Here is a 15,171-nt window from a genome sequence, read left to right as displayed (position 1 = left end):
ACTTGATGATAAAGGAAAGATAATGGAGCATTCTGAAGTATTTCTCCAACGTTTGGGCTTACGTTACCCAATCATTCAAGCCCCTATGGCGGGCGTTTCAACACCTGAGTTGGCTGCGGCAGTTTCTGAGGCAGGGGGGCTAGGCTCATTAGGGCTTGGGGCTAGCTCTGTACCTCAAGCTAAAGCATTGATTGAGAAAACTAATGCTTTAACAGACAAACCTTTTAATGTGAATGTGTTCTGCCATTCTACCCCCGTACGTAATCGTGAGATTGAACAAGCATGGATTCATTACTTTGCCCAACAATTAGCTCAGTTTAACGTATTGCCACCTCAGCAATTAAACCAAGTTTACACATCATTCTTAGATGATCCTCACATGTTGGCACTACTGCTAGAAATGAGGCCAGCAGTTGTCAGTTTCCATTTTAATATTCCGGATAAACAGGTGATTGATCAGTTAAAAGCCCAAGGGATCTATACAATGGCGACGGCAACTTGCTTACGAGAGGCGCAGTTGATCGAGCAGGCAGGTATTGATGCCATTATCGCTCAAGGCATTGAAGCGGGTGGGCACCGAGGAATGTTTGATGTTAATGCCGAAGATGAAGCGATAACAACATTCCACTTGGTTGAATTATTAGTGAAAAATAGCCAATTACCGATTATTGCTGCGGGCGGCTTGATGGATGGGCAAGAAATTAAAACAGCTTTAGAGCAAGGAGCCGTGGCGGCTCAACTTGGTACAGCGTTTATTTTGTGCCCTGAATCAGCAGCAAATGAAGGTTACCGTCATAAGCTGAAAAGCCAAAATGCAGCGGACACGGCATTAACAGCGGCTATCTCTGGCCGATCCGCAAGAGGGATTGTGAACCAATTTATTCGTATGACACAAGCGGATGATTGTCCTGCTATACCGGATTACCCGATAGCGTATGATCTTGGAAAACAGTTGCATGCAGCGGCAAGTAAAATGGGGAGTGATGATTTTGCCGCACATTGGGCGGGCCAAAATGCGTTGAAAGCGCGAGAGATGCCAGCGAGTGTATTGGTAGAGACGCTTGTATCAGAAATGACGAAATAATGTGTAAAGTTGTAACATGTGAGAAATTTTGGAGGGTGGCAAATGATGGATCTTTTGCCACCCTGTCAATGCGTTAAGAAGTGAGAATTTCGTTCTCTTTTGCGTTCTTTGGCTCATCCGTTGCGATCCACGCAGCACAAAATAGAGTCAATCTAGCAAAGAAGTAGAAGAAGGCCATTAAGCCCAGCACCGAACCGAAAGCCGCGCCAGAAGGGGATGAGGCTAAGTTTGGTAAAATCCAAGTCATGATTGATTTAATCACTTCAAAGCCAATAGCCGCGAGTAGAGTGCCTTTCAATAAGGAAGAGCGGCGGTGCTGCATACGCGGTAAAATCCAGAAAATCCATAAGAACAGCAAGAAGTTAGCGATAATTGAAATCGTCAGACCAATCAGAGTCCAAGCCGGTTTTAACCATTCGATATTATCTAGGCCAAGCGTTCTAACAATGGTTGCTTGAGCGGAGCCTGCGACAGAGGTGAGCGTAATTGTTACGATCAAGGCGATAAGTAGGCCAATTAAGGATAGAAAATCGCGCAAATAGCGGAAATAAATTTTTTCATGTTCATCTTCATTGCGCTCCCAAACAGGGCGTGATTGCGCCAAAATGGCTAATCGTAAGTTGTTAACCCAGTTTACGCCCGAGTAAACGGCTAATGCCAAACCGGTTAAACCAACGGTAGTCCGCTGGCGGATTGCGGTATCAATGGTTCTTTCTAATGTATTGGCTAATGTCGGGTCACTGATGCTGGCAGAAATACCGCGAACTAGCCGTTCAAGTAATTCTGGGTTACTGGCTAATACAAAACCCGCTGCTGCAAAGGTAAACATTAATACAGGGATTAAAGAAAGAAACGAAAAATAGGTAATCGCAGCACCGAACTGGTTTCCCATACGATCAGTGAATCGTTGAGCAGTACGAATAAGGTGTGCAATAAAAGGAATTGCACAAATAAAATTCACTACTCGCATAGAAAATGTCAGTGCTTTTTTACTGTTATCGATGCTTTTATTGAGCTTTGATTTTAATTTACTGGCGTCTTTTTGCTCTTCTTCATGCATATTCGACATTCGTTCCCCTTTGACTCCGTATCTAATTTTACTTAATTTTCACCATACTATAGCGTAAATTTGCAAAATTCTTCACCTTAAAGCCCATTTTTATCTACAAAATAGGCTTTAAGGTCGGTTATTTCATTGCAAATGAAGACTGAATTTGGTGGGAAAAATAGAAGGTTACGAAGAATTTATAGGCCTGTTTTATAGAGCTCTAACTCCGCTTGTGCTTCTTTTAGCTCTTCTTGAGCCTCTTTTAGCTTACGTTCGCGCTTTGCGATTTTATCGCTATTTCCTTTTTGTTTTGCTTCCAATAATTCAGCTTCTCTTTCTTGTACTTTTTCTCGTTTTTCAGCCACATTTTTTTGGCTGTCACGGTAAAGCGATGTCGGCGTGCAATAGGTATTAACGTTATCGAGAGCCCTTTGCAAACCTGCAACACGGTAAGTGTTACCGTGTTTTTTGGCGTATTTTATTTGAGTTTCAATTTTCTGCTTTTTAATTTCACAGCCATTTTGTTTATTTCCTGCCGTTGCCGAAGTCCCTGCTAAAAGTAAAACCGCTGTTATCGTTGTCATGAGTGATTTATGCATTTTTTTGTCCTTAATTATATTTTAATTTTGTTTAGGATAGCTTTTTATCATGTTGAAGTCATGCCGTTTTGTCAAATTAGGAATAGTGCTAATTTTAACGAAATTTGGCTATAATGGTTCAGAATCAGAACAAATCATTCGGTCTATGTTTTATTTTACAGGCTGTCTTTAAAGAATCTATTTGATAATAGTCATATTTGGCTAGTGTTGAATTTCCTCAGGAAAGAAAAGTGTCATGTTAAGTTACCGCCATAGTTTTCATGCAGGCAACCATGCAGATGTGTTAAAACACACTGTTCAAAGCCTTATTATTGAATCTCTTAAAGAGAAAGAAAAACCTTTCCTGTATGTGGATACGCACTCGGGGGCTGGTCGCTATCAGTTAACCAGTGAGCATGCAGAAAAAACAGGTGAATATCTACAAGGGATTGCGCGCATTTGGGAACAGCCGGACTTACCAGAGGAATTGCTTCCTTATATGAATATTGTCCGTCGCATGAATGAAAATGGGCGGTTACGTTATTACCCTGGTTCGCCGCTATTAGCGAAGCACTTATTGCGTGAGCAAGACAAATTGGTGCTCACTGAGTTGCATCCTACTGATTACCCGCTATTGCGTGCAGAATTTTCTCGCGATAACCGTGCTCAGGTGTCCAAAGACGATGGTTATCAACAACTGAAAGCGAAATTACCGCCACCAAGCCGTCGCGGTTTTATGTTGATTGATCCGCCTTATGAGCTGAAATCTGATTATGAAGCTGTCGTAAAGGGGATCGTCGAAGGCTATAAACGCTTTGCGACGGGAACGTATGCGATCTGGTATCCTGTTGTATTGAGACAACAAATTAAGCGCATGATCAGTCAATTGGAAGCGACTGGGATCCGTAAAATATTACAAATTGAATTAGCTGTACGTCCTGATAGCGATCAACGAGGCATGACGGCATCAGGTATGATTGTGATCAATCCACCATGGAAATTAGAGCAGCAGATGCAAAAAGTGCTCCCTTGGTTACACAAAACCCTCGTTCCAGAAGGAACAGGGCATACCTTAGTCGAGTGGATTGTGCCTGAATAGGCAGCCTCTATTTCATTAAGAGGAGATACCTATCTTTTATTGCTATTGTGATCAAATTGATAAATAGCATAATAGTAAGTATTAGCTTTTTAATTAATCAAAAATGGGAATAACCAAGTTATGAGCAAACATTACGACTATATTGCGATTGGTGGCGGAAGTGGCGGTATTGCTTCTATGAACCGAGCGGCAATGTATGGACAAAAGTGTGCCCTAATTGAAGCGAAAGCGTTAGGTGGAACCTGTGTGAACGTGGGATGTGTACCGAAGAAAGTGATGTGGCATGCCGCACAAATCTCTGAGGCGATCCGTGCTTATGGCCCTGACTATGGTTTTGATACCACAATTAACCGTTTTGATTGGAAAACCTTAATTGCAAGTCGTACTGCTTATATTGATCGTATCCATCAATCTTATGACCGTGTATTAGGTAATAACAAGGTCGATGTGATCAAGGGGTTTGCTCGTTTTGTCGATGCACATACTGTTGAAGTCGATGGTGAAATTTATACCGCTGATCATATTTTAATTGCAACAGGTGGTCGCCCAGTGATCCCTGCCATTCCTGGTGCAGAATATGGCATGACATCGGACGGCTTCTTTGAGCTTGAATATTTACCAAAACGTGTTGCGGTTGTTGGTGCTGGTTATATTGCGGTTGAATTGGCGGGTGTCTTAAATGGCCTAGGCAGTGAGGCTCATCTATTTGTCCGTAAACATGCTCCGCTACGTTCGTTTGACCCTCTGATTGTTGAAACTTTGGTTGAGGTGATGAATACCGAAGGTCCAACTCTGCATACAGAATCTGTACCAAAAGAGGTCGTCAAAAATGCCGATGGTTCTTTGACGCTGAAATTGGAAAATGGCAAAGAACAAACTGTCGATGCATTGATTTGGGCGATTGGCCGTGAACCAATGACTGATAACCTGAATATTGAAGCAGCGGGTGTTGAGCTGAATGAAAAAGGTTATATCAAAGTCGATAAATACCAAAACACCAATGTCGCGGGTGTGTATGCGGTAGGTGATAACACGGGGGCTGTTGAGTTAACACCAGTTGCGGTTGCTGCGGGGCGTCGTCTATCTGAACGTTTATTTAATAATAAGCCAGATGAACACTTAGATTACAGTAATATTCCAACCGTTGTGTTTAGCCATCCACCTATTGGTACCGTTGGTTTGACGGAGCCTGAAGCAATCGAAAAATACGGGGCGGATCAGGTTAAATGTTATAAATCTTCATTTACAGCGATGTATACCGCGGTCACTTCTCATCGTCAGCCATGCCGTATGAAATTGGTGTGTGTGGGAACGGATGAGAAAATTGTTGGTATTCATGGTATTGGCTTTGGTATGGATGAAATCTTACAAGGCTTTGCCGTTGCACTGAAGATGGGGGCAACGAAGAAAGATTTCGATAATACTGTGGCTATCCACCCAACAGCGGCAGAAGAATTTGTGACAATGCGCTAAGAGTCACCGTCACAACACGTTAAAAAGGCTGAACGTTATCCGTTCAGCCTCAGACATTTCACTCCAAATAACTAAACTCCGACGAATCCATTTAAATCATTGCCAGTGAAATACCTGAGCGTAGGGGCTATGCTGATACTATTTTATGGATCGTATTCACCGTGCCTTTACTTATTGGCTAAATCCCGTTGTGTCATGCTTAATAGCTCCCGCTATACTATTGAGTCGCACTGTTTCCATTTTTAACATATTGATTCCCTGCTTTTAATGCACCCAAAATCCAGCGGCAGGGGGCTATTGGCTTTTTTGCCACCAAGACACAATATAATCAGCGATTTGTTCTGGGTTATTGATATCTAATTGTGGCAAGGTGGTATCAATAATTTGATTGCTGGCGACGGCGATCACATGTTGGTCAATTAAGCCATCTAATGGTTTACCCACTTCCGATCTAAACAGCGCGATCTTATCGATCGTCTCATGCTTAAACCCTTCGACTAAAATCAGATCGAGGGAGCTAGGATCAAAACGGCTCGCCAAATAATGCAGGTCTAATTCGTCATCCTGAGCTGGGGTTTCGGTCATCAGCGCCCAGCGCTTTTGGCTGGCGACAAGTGTTTGATCAGCGCCCGCTTTACGTAATTCATAACTGTCCTTGCCGGGTTTATCGACATCCATATCGTGATGTGTATGTTTGACTAAACCGACGCGAACATTGCGTTGCCGTAATAATGGGATCACTTTTTTTAATAGTGTGGTTTTGCCGGTGCCACTATAGGCGGTGATGCCGAGTAGAGGTAGAGATTTTTGTTTCATGATTATTTTTGTTGTTGCTCCCAGTTGAGGCTATCTTCAGGGGTATTTAAATTAGCAAAAGAGCCTAATTGTGGAGGGAAAATCACACATTTCGCTGCTATTTCCCGCATAAAAAACATTAATTTGCGCTCTCCTTTTGCAAGGTACTCATCCAATGAGGGTGCTAATGAACGATGGAGTAAGGCAAAAGTTGGGTGGTCACGTTCAGTATCATTGGCATAACAAGCCAAGCTATCACCTTTGTGTTGAAACATGGTTGCTGCAAGCGTGAGTGGAAAAGCAGGTACATCACAAGGCACAAACAGTACCCACTCTGTGGTTGCATGATGTAACCCTGCTTGCATGCCTGCTAGTGGCCCTGCAAAATCATGATTGAGGTCAGAGATGACGGTAAATCCACTTTGTTGGTAGCGCTCTTGGTTGCGATTAGCATTGATAATCAGCGTGCCTACCTGTGGGATTAGGCGTTCAATAATATGTTGATACAGTGGCTTACCGAATAAAGGTACCAAGCCTTTATCTTCGCCTCCCATACGCCGACCTAAACCGCCTGCGAGTATGACACCCGTAATCGACTGCGTATCTAACATATTCAATTTTCCTGACTATCTTCAATAAAAGGTTTCAACATGTTCGAAAATAAATTTCGTTATAGTATTTGCCAAAATTTATTCTATTTTCCTATAAAATCAACGAATGTTCATGCGAATTAAAGTTAAACTTTACTTAGATTGACATCAATTCGCTTTTTCTCTTGTATGATAGCAATTAATTTAGCCCGAATATTCGTGATGAAGGAATAAACATGAAATGCCATCGCTTAAATGAAGTTATTGAGCTGCTGCATCCTGTATGGAAAGACAACTCAGACTTAAACTTAGTGGAATTACTACAAAAGCTGGCCGATGAGGCAGGTTTTAAAGGACCATTGTCTGAGCTAACAGATGATGTGTTGATATATCACCTGAAAATGCGTGGAAAAAGCAGTGATGAAGCGATACCGGGCTTGAAAAAAGATTATGAAGAAGACTTTAAAACCGCGTTATTGCGCGCTCGCGGCATCATAAAAGATTAATCAGAGATGAATAATATCGAACACTCTCATTTTCACTTTAGTGGGATTTCCCCTGATTTGATCCTTGATGCGTTGATGGAAGCGGGCATTTACCCTGAATCAGGATTAACAGAGCTAAATAGCTATGAGAATCGGGTTTATCAGTTTCAGGATGAAAACCGAAAACGCTTTGTCGTGAAATTCTATCGCCCCGAGCGTTGGAGCCGGTCACAAATTCAAGAAGAGCATGATTTCACATTAGAATTGCAAGACGCGGGTTTATCTGTGGCTGCGCCACTGGAGTTTGCAGGGCAAACCGTGCTGGAATTTGGTGGTTTCATCTTTGCTGTTTTTCCAAGTATTGGTGGTCGCCAGTATGAAACCGATAATTTATTTCAGCTTGAAGACGTCGGGCGCTTATTAGGCCGTATTCACCAAATTGGTAAGAAAGAAACGTTTGTTTTTCGCCCAACACTGGGTGTTGCTGAGTATCTTGAGCAACCTCGCCAAATTATCGTACAAAGTGAATTGATCGCTCCAAGGTGGCAGGCTTCCATTATTGAATCACTCGATAGATTGATTACGCAAGTGAAGCAGTATTGGCCAACTATCTCATCACCAATACGTTTACAGGGGGATTGCCATCCCGGTAATATTTTGTGGCGTGATGAGGCTTGGCTGGTGGACTTTGATGATGCGCGTAATGGCCCTGCGGTACAAGATTTGTGGATGCTATTAAATGGCTCGCGTCAGGATCAATTAGTCCAACTAGATACGCTGTTAGAAGCCTATAATGAGTTTTGTGACTTTGATGTAAAAGAGCTCAAATTAATCGAGCCACTGAGAGCCATGAGAATGGTTCATTACTTAGGATGGATTATTCGCCGCTGGCAAGATCCCGCTTTTCCAAGAGCATTTTCATGGTTGCAGGATGATGATTTTTGGCAAAAACAATCCGTCGAATTTGCTCAGCAAATTGAACGATTGCAGGAAGCCCCTTTGCAGTTAAACCCTCAATTTTAATAAATAAGTGGTATTTTTTGGAGAACGTAGTATATGAAAAAAATCATGTTGGCTTTAATTGGTATTGCCATGTCATTTGGGGCAGCGGCCGCAAACTATTCAGAAGGGAAAGAGTACGTTGCTTTAAAACAACCAGTACAAAACTTACCACAAGTTTTAGAGTTCTTCTCTTTCTATTGCCCTCACTGCTATCAGTTTGAAAATGTGTATAAAGTGCCACAAACGGTAGAGAAAAACTTACCTGAAGGCGTCAAAATGGAACGTTACCACGTTGATTTCTTAGGCCCATTAGGGAAAAACCTCACCCAATCTTGGGCAGTGGCAATCGTTCTAAAAGTTGAAGATAAAGTGACGCCAATTCTGTTTGAAGGTATCCAAAAAACACAATCTATTCGTACGGTAGACGATATCCGTAACGCCTTTATTAAAGCAGGTGTGAGTGGTGAAGAGTATGATGCTGCACTAAACAGCTTCGTTGTAAAATCTTTAGTCGCTAAACAACAAAACGCAGCGCAAGATCTAAAACTACGTGGTGTGCCAGCGATGTTTGTTGATGGTAAATACCAAATCCGTAATGATGGCATTGCGGTCGATAAAGCCGAAGATTATGGGCAAGAGTTTTCTAAAGTTGTGAACTATCTGCTCGACAAAAAATAATCTCTCCTTGTGGCGGCGTGACTCGCCGCCACATTCATAATTATTCACGTTCCGTAATCAATATCCACAATACGTTTAAAATCCTTTTTTTGAGCTAGATCAAGCGATTTTCGTCTAACTCATTGATTTTATTTTCTTGTTTAACCCCTTGATCTTTTCTTAGTCATTGAATCTAAGGCATAACATTATTTTGCTCACAGAGTTATCCACAGGTTATATCGGTCAAAATAGGGTAGCGAAGGAGTAAAATGACGATTTAATTTATTTAATTGAGTAGGGGGAGGATTGTTGATGAAGTTGAAACTCGACGTGTATCTAAGCGCACATTGTGGCATCCTATTATTATTCATTCCTGACAAAAAGATGATGACAGATTATGGCTCAGATAGCAGAAAATCCCCTTATATTGGTAGATGGTTCATCTTACCTGTACCGTGCTTATCATGCATTCCCACCACTGACTAACAGTGCGGGCGAACCGACAGGAGCCATGTATGGTGTGCTCAATATGTTGCGTAGCTTGATTATGCAATATAAGCCAAGTCATGTGGCTGTCGTCTTTGATGCCAAAGGAAAAACATTCCGTGATGAGCTGTTTGAGAGTTATAAATCACACCGCCCACCGATGCCAGATGATTTGCGTGAGCAAATAGCGCCATTGCATGAAATGGTCGAAGCGATGGGACTACCGTTGCTGGTGGTTTCCGGTGTTGAAGCGGACGATGTCATTGGTACTCTTGCGAGGCAAGCGAGTCAAAAAGGGATCCCTGTCTTGATCAGCACAGGCGATAAAGATATGGCTCAATTGGTTGAGCCTAATATCACCTTGATCAATACCATGACCAATACCATTTTAGGCCCTCAAGAAGTTGAGGATAAATATGGGGTTCCGCCAGAGCTGATCATCGACTTCCTCGCATTGATGGGCGACTCTTCCGATAATATTCCAGGCGTTCCCGGTGTGGGCGAAAAAACGGCACTTGCTTTGCTGCAAGGCATTGGCAGTTTAAAAGAGATTTACGACTCTTTAGATAAAATCGCCCCACTTGGCTTTAGAGGATCGAAAACATTAGCCCCGAAAATGGAAGAGAATCGCGAGGTTGCTTTCCTTTCATACCAATTAGCGACCATCAAAACCGATGTGGAGCTAGAAAAAAGCTGCGAAGAACTTGCGATCTCCGATCCAGACACAGACAAACTTTACCAGTTGTTTAGCCGTTATGAGTTTAAACGCTGGTTAGCGGATGTTGAGAATGGCACGTGGATGGATGGTAAAAGTGGTAAAAGTAGTGCGCCAGCGGCAAGTAAAACAGAAAAGAAAATTGAAGCCGTCATGGCAGCACCGACGTTGAGTGCGGAAAACTATCAAACTATCTTGGAAAAAGCGGATTTAGACCGCTGGATAGAAAAACTCACGTCAGCCTCAATCTTTGCCTTTGATACTGAAACGGACAGTTTGGATACACAAGAAGCGCGTTTAGTTGGGATGTCATTTGCCATTGAACCCGGCTATGCGGCCTATTTGCCATTAGGTCATGATTATCTTGATGCACCAGCCCAACTCCCATTAAATGATGTGTTGGCTGCCATGAAGCCGATATTGGAAAATGATAAAATACTCAAAATAGGTCAGAACTTAAAATATGACGCTGAGGTTTTACTCAACTACGATATTGAACTGAAAGGTATTGCATTTGATACCATGCTGGAATCCTATGTGCTAAATAGCGTAGCGGGTATGGGGCGCCATGATATGGATAGCCTCGCTGAACGGCACCTTAACCATAAAACGGTCTCTTTTGAAGAGATTGCAGGGAAGGGGAAAAAGCAGCTGACATTCAATCAAATAGCGCTTGAGCAGGCAGCCAATTACGCGGCAGAAGATGCCGATGTGACGTTATTGCTTCATCAAGCACTGTATCCTCAATTAGAGGCTGAGCCTAAACTGAATCACGTTTTTCGTGAAATTGAAATGCCATTAGTGCCTGTTCTTGTCAGAATGGAGCGTAAAGGGGTATTAATCGATGCTGCGGTACTAGCGGCCCAATCGAAAGAGATCACTGCGCGTTTGGCAGAATTGGAGAAAGAGGCATTTGAGCTTGCGGGTGAAGAGTTCAATCTTGCTTCAACCAAGCAATTACAAACGATTCTGTTTGAAAAGCTACAACTGCCTGTAGTGAAAAAAACACCGAGTGGTGCACCGTCTACCAACGAAGAAGTGCTTGAGGAGTTGGCTCTAAATCACGCCCTACCTAAACTCTTGCTTGAGCACCGTAGTCTCGCAAAACTGAAATCAACCTATACCGACAAGTTGCCGTTGATGATCAGCCCGAAAACTCAACGGGTACACACCTCGTATCATCAAGCAGTGACAGCGACAGGGCGCTTATCATCTCGAGACCCCAATTTACAAAATATTCCGGTTAGGACGGAAGAAGGTCGCCGTATCCGCCAAGCATTTATTGCACGCAAAGGCTACAAAGTAGTGGCCGCGGACTATTCGCAAATCGAATTACGTATTATGGCGCATCTATCGCAAGATAAAGGGCTATTAACGGCGTTTGCTGAAGGCAAAGATATTCACCGTGCAACGGCAGCTGAGGTATTTGGTGTACCACTGGATGAAGTGACAAGTGATCAGCGTCGTAGTGCAAAAGCGATTAACTTCGGTTTGATTTATGGTATGAGCGCATTTGGTCTTGCTCGACAGTTAGGCATTCCTCGTGGTGAAGCTCAGCGTTATATGGACCTCTATTTTGAACGCTATCCAGGCGTGCTGCGCTATATGGAAAATACGCGCCATCAAGCGGCTGAGCAGGGGTATGTTGAAACGTTAGAAGGGCGTCGCTTGTATCTTGCCGACATTAAGTCAAGTAATGGAATGCGTCGTAAAGCGGCTGAGCGTGAGGCTATTAACGCACCGATGCAAGGTACGGCAGCAGATATTATCAAGAAAGCGATGATCGCGGTGGATGCTTGGTTACAGGCCGAAAAACCGCATGCAGACATGCTAATGCAGGTGCATGATGAATTAGTTTTCGAAGTCAAAGAGTCAGAGCTTGATAGTGTGACCACCAAAATACGTGAGTTGATGGAACAAAGTATGCAACTTGATGTACCGTTGAAGGTTGATGTCGGTATTGGTGATAACTGGGATGAAGCCCACTAGCTAGAGTCTGAACTGAGTCGGATAATGCTTAATTCGACTCAGTTTTATTTAGTCATATTATCTATTGTGAAATTATATATTATTCTATTAATACTAATACATAACTAAGTACAGATGAATATTTGGATGTTCTTTCACTAGCCATGATTTTCATTTGGGTATTAGGCTCAATAATTCCAGACCAAGATGATATACTGATTAAAGTAACTCCATATTGATTATAACGTGTATCAACTTCAGCAATTGCAACTTGCTTTCCATTGATATCTAGACGGTGATGGGCTTTTGTTTTTTGCCCTCTACTCGATGCCATCAATTTTGGAATGGTTATTTTCCTTTTTTGTGGTGAAGGAGAAATGATTAACGCTTCTCCATTTTTAATGCAATACATTTCATTTACTTTCACTGTTTATTTCCTTGAACTCATTTTTACTTTAAAATCAATAATGGCATAGAAAATGATGAGTGATAAAAATGAAATTTATTAAGTTTTAATTAAAATAAATTATTTAATATTAAATAATTCGAATGCTAATTATTGCATTGTTGGTTCATAAATTGATATTTCATTGCCTAGCATTTTATTGATACGCTGAATGCTATTTTCGTTTAAGGAACCTTGTAAATATTCCATTTTTAATTGGTTGATTAAATAATCATATTGGGCATTCGATAAATTTTTTTTCGACTGATAGAGGGCTGCAGTTGCAGATAGTACATCGACAATAGTGCGTGTTCCTACTTGATAACCCGCTTCTGTGGCATCTAATGAGCTTTGTGTTGAAATGATTAGTTGCTTATAGGCATTAATACTACTTATTGACGACAATAGATTATTGTATGAAGAGTTAACTTGCTGGATGACGTTTCGATTATCACTTTCAAGTTGCTCTGTTGCAGCCTCAAAACCATACTGAGCTTGCTTAACTTGAGAATTAACCGTATTTCCTTGATAGATTGGTAAATTTAACGAGAGGGCTGCATTGTTTTTTCCTGAATGGTTATTTATTTTATGCTGGCTTTCGATACTATTCTTATCTAGCCGAGTGTTATTGATGGCTGTAGAAGCATCTAAAGTGACTATAGGTAAATGCCCGCTTTTGGCGAGGGATATTTTATCATTTGATATTTCTTGTGACAGGCGAGCTTTTAATAAGCTCAGGTTTTTAATTCGCGCATTTTCAAGTAGAAATGTGATATTATCCGGTTTGGTGAGTTGTAACTTATTAATATTGAGTTTTGCTAATTGAGTATATCGTACTCCACTGATTTTTCTTAATGCCTCAACTGAATTCTTCAATTCGTTGTAACCTAGAACCTCTTGAGCAATGATACTGTCATAGTTAGCTCTCGCATTTTGTACGTCAGTGATGGTCGTTAGCCCTACATTAAAGCGTTGTGTGGTTTGATCTAACTGATGATAAACCGCGAGTTTATGGGCTTTTATGTAAGTGAGGGCATCAATAGACTTTAATATATTAAAGTAAGAGATAGCCGTTTCTAACAGCAGATCTTGCTGGCTTATTTGATAGTTAATATCTGAAATAGCTGCATGTTTTTCTTGAATAGATAGTGATTTCCACTTGGATATATCAATTATAGATTGTGTCATTTGTAGGGATAATTCGGTGTTTTTAATATTTTTATTATCATCTGTACCATCATTGTTTTTATAGTTTGAATTAGCTTTTAATTTTAATTGAGGGAGTAATGAACTACGTTCTTCATCTATTTTTTTATAGGCTTGATAACGTTCACTTTCTGTTTTTTTTAATGTGGGGTTGTTATCTTTCGTTATTTTATAAACTTGCAATAAATCCTCTGCGTTACAATTATAACCTATAATTATTGAACTTATTAAAATAAATAATTTAATTATTTTATTCATTATTATTAATTCCTAATTAATTTTTTACAGTTTAGTCTAAATGGGATTTAAGAAAGAGGTTTTAATTAAATTATAGCTCAGCCATTAAAATGTAAATATAAAAAACCACATTTAAAATTTTAATTTGATGTATATGTTTTGCTATATGAGCTAACTTGATTAAGTTAGTGTAAAAAATGAGACTATTTTACTGTCGAACGTAATGTGCATTTACTACCTAAGAACGATTGTCACAGTACATTTTTTTACCTCAATATAGCGTTCATGTAACGTAATATCTTTTATGGCGACAGGCTTATCTCAGAGCCAAAGGATTAATCATGGAACGCTTATTTTCTCCAACTGCATTTCAAGGGCAGGTCGTGCTAGTTACTGGTGGGGCTCAAGGTATTGGTTTAGCGATTGTTGAAGCCTTTGCTCAATTAGGGGCTTGCGTGATTATGGCTGATTTGCAGTTACAAAAGGCGCAAGCAGCCGCAGCTTCATTAGTAGCAAAAGGGTTTAACGTTCAGGCGGAAGGTTGTGACTGTGCAAAGCAGCAACAAATAACAGCCTTGGTTGCAAAAATAGATCGCGAATATCATCAATTAGATGTTGTTATCCATAATGCAGCTTATTTTCCGCTAACAGAATTTATGCAAATTGATGAGGCTTTATTACAACAGACACTGAGTGTTAATTTAATGGCGCCTTTTTATTTGGCTCAAGCTGCTCAACCGATTATGAAAAGGCAGGGAAGAGGGCGTATTTTAATCACCTCATCTGTCACTGGTCCTAAAGTCGCTTACCCAGGGCTTGCGCATTATGCCGCCTCTAAAGCGGGGGTTAATGGTTTTATTAAGTCAGCCGCATTGGAGTTGGCTCCTTTTGGGATAACGGTGAATGGCGTTGAGCCGGGGATGATACGAACACCTGCGATGGAAAACTTAGGGGATGAGCAATTGAATCAAAGGATTGCTCGTGCTGTACCACTAGGGCGTTTAGGGGAAGCAGAAGATATTGCTGCCGCTATGGTATTTTTAGCCTCACAAGCCGCGGGATATATGACAGGACAGACTATTGTCGTTGATGGCGGAGCATTACTTCCCGAAAGCGCATTGTCATCAGCGGATATAAAACAATAGAGGCGAGCTTGCTTATTCTCTGAGTCATCAATAATGGCGTCAACCTATTCGCCGATTCGATAAAACACTCTTCTTATTTTCTTTATCGCATGTTGCCATATAGATGCGATAAAGCTTATTCCTGTCTGTTATTTGAACAAAATACGCGTTATTACCTA

At 41.2% G+C, this 15,171-nt stretch carries 14 protein-coding genes; 8 read left to right on the top strand and 6 right to left on the bottom strand.

All coding sequences use genetic code 11. From position 1 onward, the window contains the following. Positions 1–22: 22 nt before the first annotated feature. Complete coding sequence (locus tag PR833_RS10020) at positions 23–1,084, top strand: NAD(P)H-dependent flavin oxidoreductase (RefSeq protein WP_272526072.1); 1,062 nt, start codon at positions 23–25, stop codon at positions 1,082–1,084. Positions 1,085–1,157: 73 nt separating this feature from the next. Here PR833_RS10020 and yhjD read toward each other — a convergent pair whose 3' ends face one another. Beyond that, complete coding sequence (gene yhjD / locus PR833_RS10015; RefSeq protein WP_014656980.1) at positions 1,158–2,153, bottom strand: inner membrane protein YhjD; 996 nt, start codon at positions 2,151–2,153, stop codon at positions 1,158–1,160. Positions 2,154–2,329: 176 nt separating this feature from the next. After that, positions 2,330–2,731 carry a DUF1090 domain-containing protein gene (locus PR833_RS10010; protein ID WP_004923780.1) on the bottom strand — a complete coding sequence of 134 codons (402 nt, stop codon included), beginning with the start codon at positions 2,729–2,731 and terminating at the stop codon, positions 2,330–2,332. 235 nt (positions 2,732–2,966) lie between these two features. Between PR833_RS10010 and PR833_RS10005 the strand changes: the two genes are divergently transcribed. After that, complete coding sequence (locus PR833_RS10005) at positions 2,967–3,809, top strand: 23S rRNA (adenine(2030)-N(6))-methyltransferase RlmJ (protein ID WP_004923787.1); 843 nt, start codon at positions 2,967–2,969, stop codon at positions 3,807–3,809. Positions 3,810–3,929: 120 nt separating this feature from the next. Continuing rightward, the gene (gene gorA, locus PR833_RS10000; protein WP_014656979.1) at positions 3,930–5,282 is read left to right on the top strand and encodes a glutathione-disulfide reductase; all 1,353 of its coding nucleotides are present in this window, start codon (positions 3,930–3,932) and stop codon (positions 5,280–5,282) included. A gap of 294 nt (positions 5,283–5,576) precedes the next feature. Here gorA and mobB read toward each other — a convergent pair whose 3' ends face one another. Further along, positions 5,577–6,098 carry a molybdopterin-guanine dinucleotide biosynthesis protein MobB gene (gene mobB / locus PR833_RS09995; RefSeq protein ID WP_004923791.1) on the bottom strand — a complete coding sequence of 174 codons (522 nt, stop codon included), beginning with the start codon at positions 6,096–6,098 and terminating at the stop codon, positions 5,577–5,579. A 2-nt stretch (positions 6,099–6,100) separates the two neighbouring features. Then, complete coding sequence (gene mobA / locus PR833_RS09990) at positions 6,101–6,688, bottom strand: molybdenum cofactor guanylyltransferase MobA (RefSeq protein WP_272526071.1); 588 nt, start codon at positions 6,686–6,688, stop codon at positions 6,101–6,103. A 215-nt stretch (positions 6,689–6,903) separates the two neighbouring features. Between mobA and PR833_RS09985 the strand changes: the two genes are divergently transcribed. The 4 genes from PR833_RS09985 (at position 6,904) to polA (ending at position 12,001) form a co-directional block, all read left to right on the top strand. Beyond that, positions 6,904–7,173 (top strand): YihD family protein, encoded by a 270-nt coding sequence (locus PR833_RS09985; RefSeq protein WP_004923794.1) that lies wholly within the window; start codon positions 6,904–6,906, stop codon positions 7,171–7,173. A 6-nt stretch (positions 7,174–7,179) separates the two neighbouring features. Next, on the top strand, positions 7,180–8,175 hold the full coding sequence (locus PR833_RS09980) for a serine/threonine protein kinase (RefSeq protein ID WP_004923797.1): 996 nt from the start codon (positions 7,180–7,182) through the stop codon (positions 8,173–8,175). A 33-nt stretch (positions 8,176–8,208) separates the two neighbouring features. Continuing rightward, a complete protein-coding gene (gene dsbA / locus PR833_RS09975) occupies positions 8,209–8,832 on the top strand; it encodes a thiol:disulfide interchange protein DsbA (RefSeq protein ID WP_004923800.1) in 624 nt (207 codons plus the stop codon). A 376-nt stretch (positions 8,833–9,208) separates the two neighbouring features. After that, on the top strand, positions 9,209–12,001 hold the full coding sequence (gene polA / locus PR833_RS09970; RefSeq protein ID WP_272526070.1) for a DNA polymerase I: 2,793 nt from the start codon (positions 9,209–9,211) through the stop codon (positions 11,999–12,001). 79 nt (positions 12,002–12,080) lie between these two features. On the opposite strand, the gene PR833_RS09965 is transcribed toward polA, so the two are convergent. After that, positions 12,081–12,407 (bottom strand): hypothetical protein, encoded by a 327-nt coding sequence (locus PR833_RS09965; RefSeq protein WP_004923806.1) that lies wholly within the window; start codon positions 12,405–12,407, stop codon positions 12,081–12,083. A 129-nt stretch (positions 12,408–12,536) separates the two neighbouring features. Next, positions 12,537–13,889 carry an outer membrane channel protein TolC gene (gene tolC / locus PR833_RS09960; protein ID WP_272526069.1) on the bottom strand — a complete coding sequence of 451 codons (1,353 nt, stop codon included), beginning with the start codon at positions 13,887–13,889 and terminating at the stop codon, positions 12,537–12,539. A 320-nt stretch (positions 13,890–14,209) separates the two neighbouring features. Between tolC and PR833_RS09955 the strand changes: the two genes are divergently transcribed. Further along, positions 14,210–15,013 (top strand): SDR family oxidoreductase, encoded by an 804-nt coding sequence (locus PR833_RS09955; protein ID WP_004923813.1) that lies wholly within the window; start codon positions 14,210–14,212, stop codon positions 15,011–15,013. Positions 15,014–15,171 lie beyond the last annotated feature (158 nt).

Source organism: Providencia sp. PROV189 (genome assembly GCF_028480065.1).
Classification (GTDB): Bacteria; Pseudomonadota; Gammaproteobacteria; order Enterobacterales; family Enterobacteriaceae; genus Providencia; species Providencia stuartii.
The sequence above is the reverse complement of the archived record's forward strand: the minus strand, read 5'-3'. Positions and strand labels throughout refer to the sequence as shown.

Coding starts and splice junctions, on each gene's coding strand:
- PR833_RS10020 (WP_272526072.1), top strand. CDS start 23: ATGGAGCATTCTGAAGTATTTCTCCAACGTTTGGGCTTACGTTACCCA.
- yhjD (WP_014656980.1), bottom strand. CDS start 2,153: ATGTCGAATATGCATGAAGAAGAGCAAAAAGACGCCAGTAAATTAAAA.
- PR833_RS10010 (WP_004923780.1), bottom strand. CDS start 2,731: ATGCATAAATCACTCATGACAACGATAACAGCGGTTTTACTTTTAGCA.
- PR833_RS10005 (WP_004923787.1), top strand. CDS start 2,967: ATGTTAAGTTACCGCCATAGTTTTCATGCAGGCAACCATGCAGATGTG.
- gorA (WP_014656979.1), top strand. CDS start 3,930: ATGAGCAAACATTACGACTATATTGCGATTGGTGGCGGAAGTGGCGGT.
- mobB (WP_004923791.1), bottom strand. CDS start 6,098: ATGAAACAAAAATCTCTACCTCTACTCGGCATCACCGCCTATAGTGGC.
- mobA (WP_272526071.1), bottom strand. CDS start 6,688: ATGTTAGATACGCAGTCGATTACGGGTGTCATACTCGCAGGCGGTTTA.
- PR833_RS09985 (WP_004923794.1), top strand. CDS start 6,904: ATGAAATGCCATCGCTTAAATGAAGTTATTGAGCTGCTGCATCCTGTA.
- PR833_RS09980 (WP_004923797.1), top strand. CDS start 7,180: ATGAATAATATCGAACACTCTCATTTTCACTTTAGTGGGATTTCCCCT.
- dsbA (WP_004923800.1), top strand. CDS start 8,209: ATGAAAAAAATCATGTTGGCTTTAATTGGTATTGCCATGTCATTTGGG.
- polA (WP_272526070.1), top strand. CDS start 9,209: ATGGCTCAGATAGCAGAAAATCCCCTTATATTGGTAGATGGTTCATCT.
- tolC (WP_272526069.1), bottom strand. CDS start 13,889: ATGAATAAAATAATTAAATTATTTATTTTAATAAGTTCAATAATTATA.
- PR833_RS09955 (WP_004923813.1), top strand. CDS start 14,210: ATGGAACGCTTATTTTCTCCAACTGCATTTCAAGGGCAGGTCGTGCTA.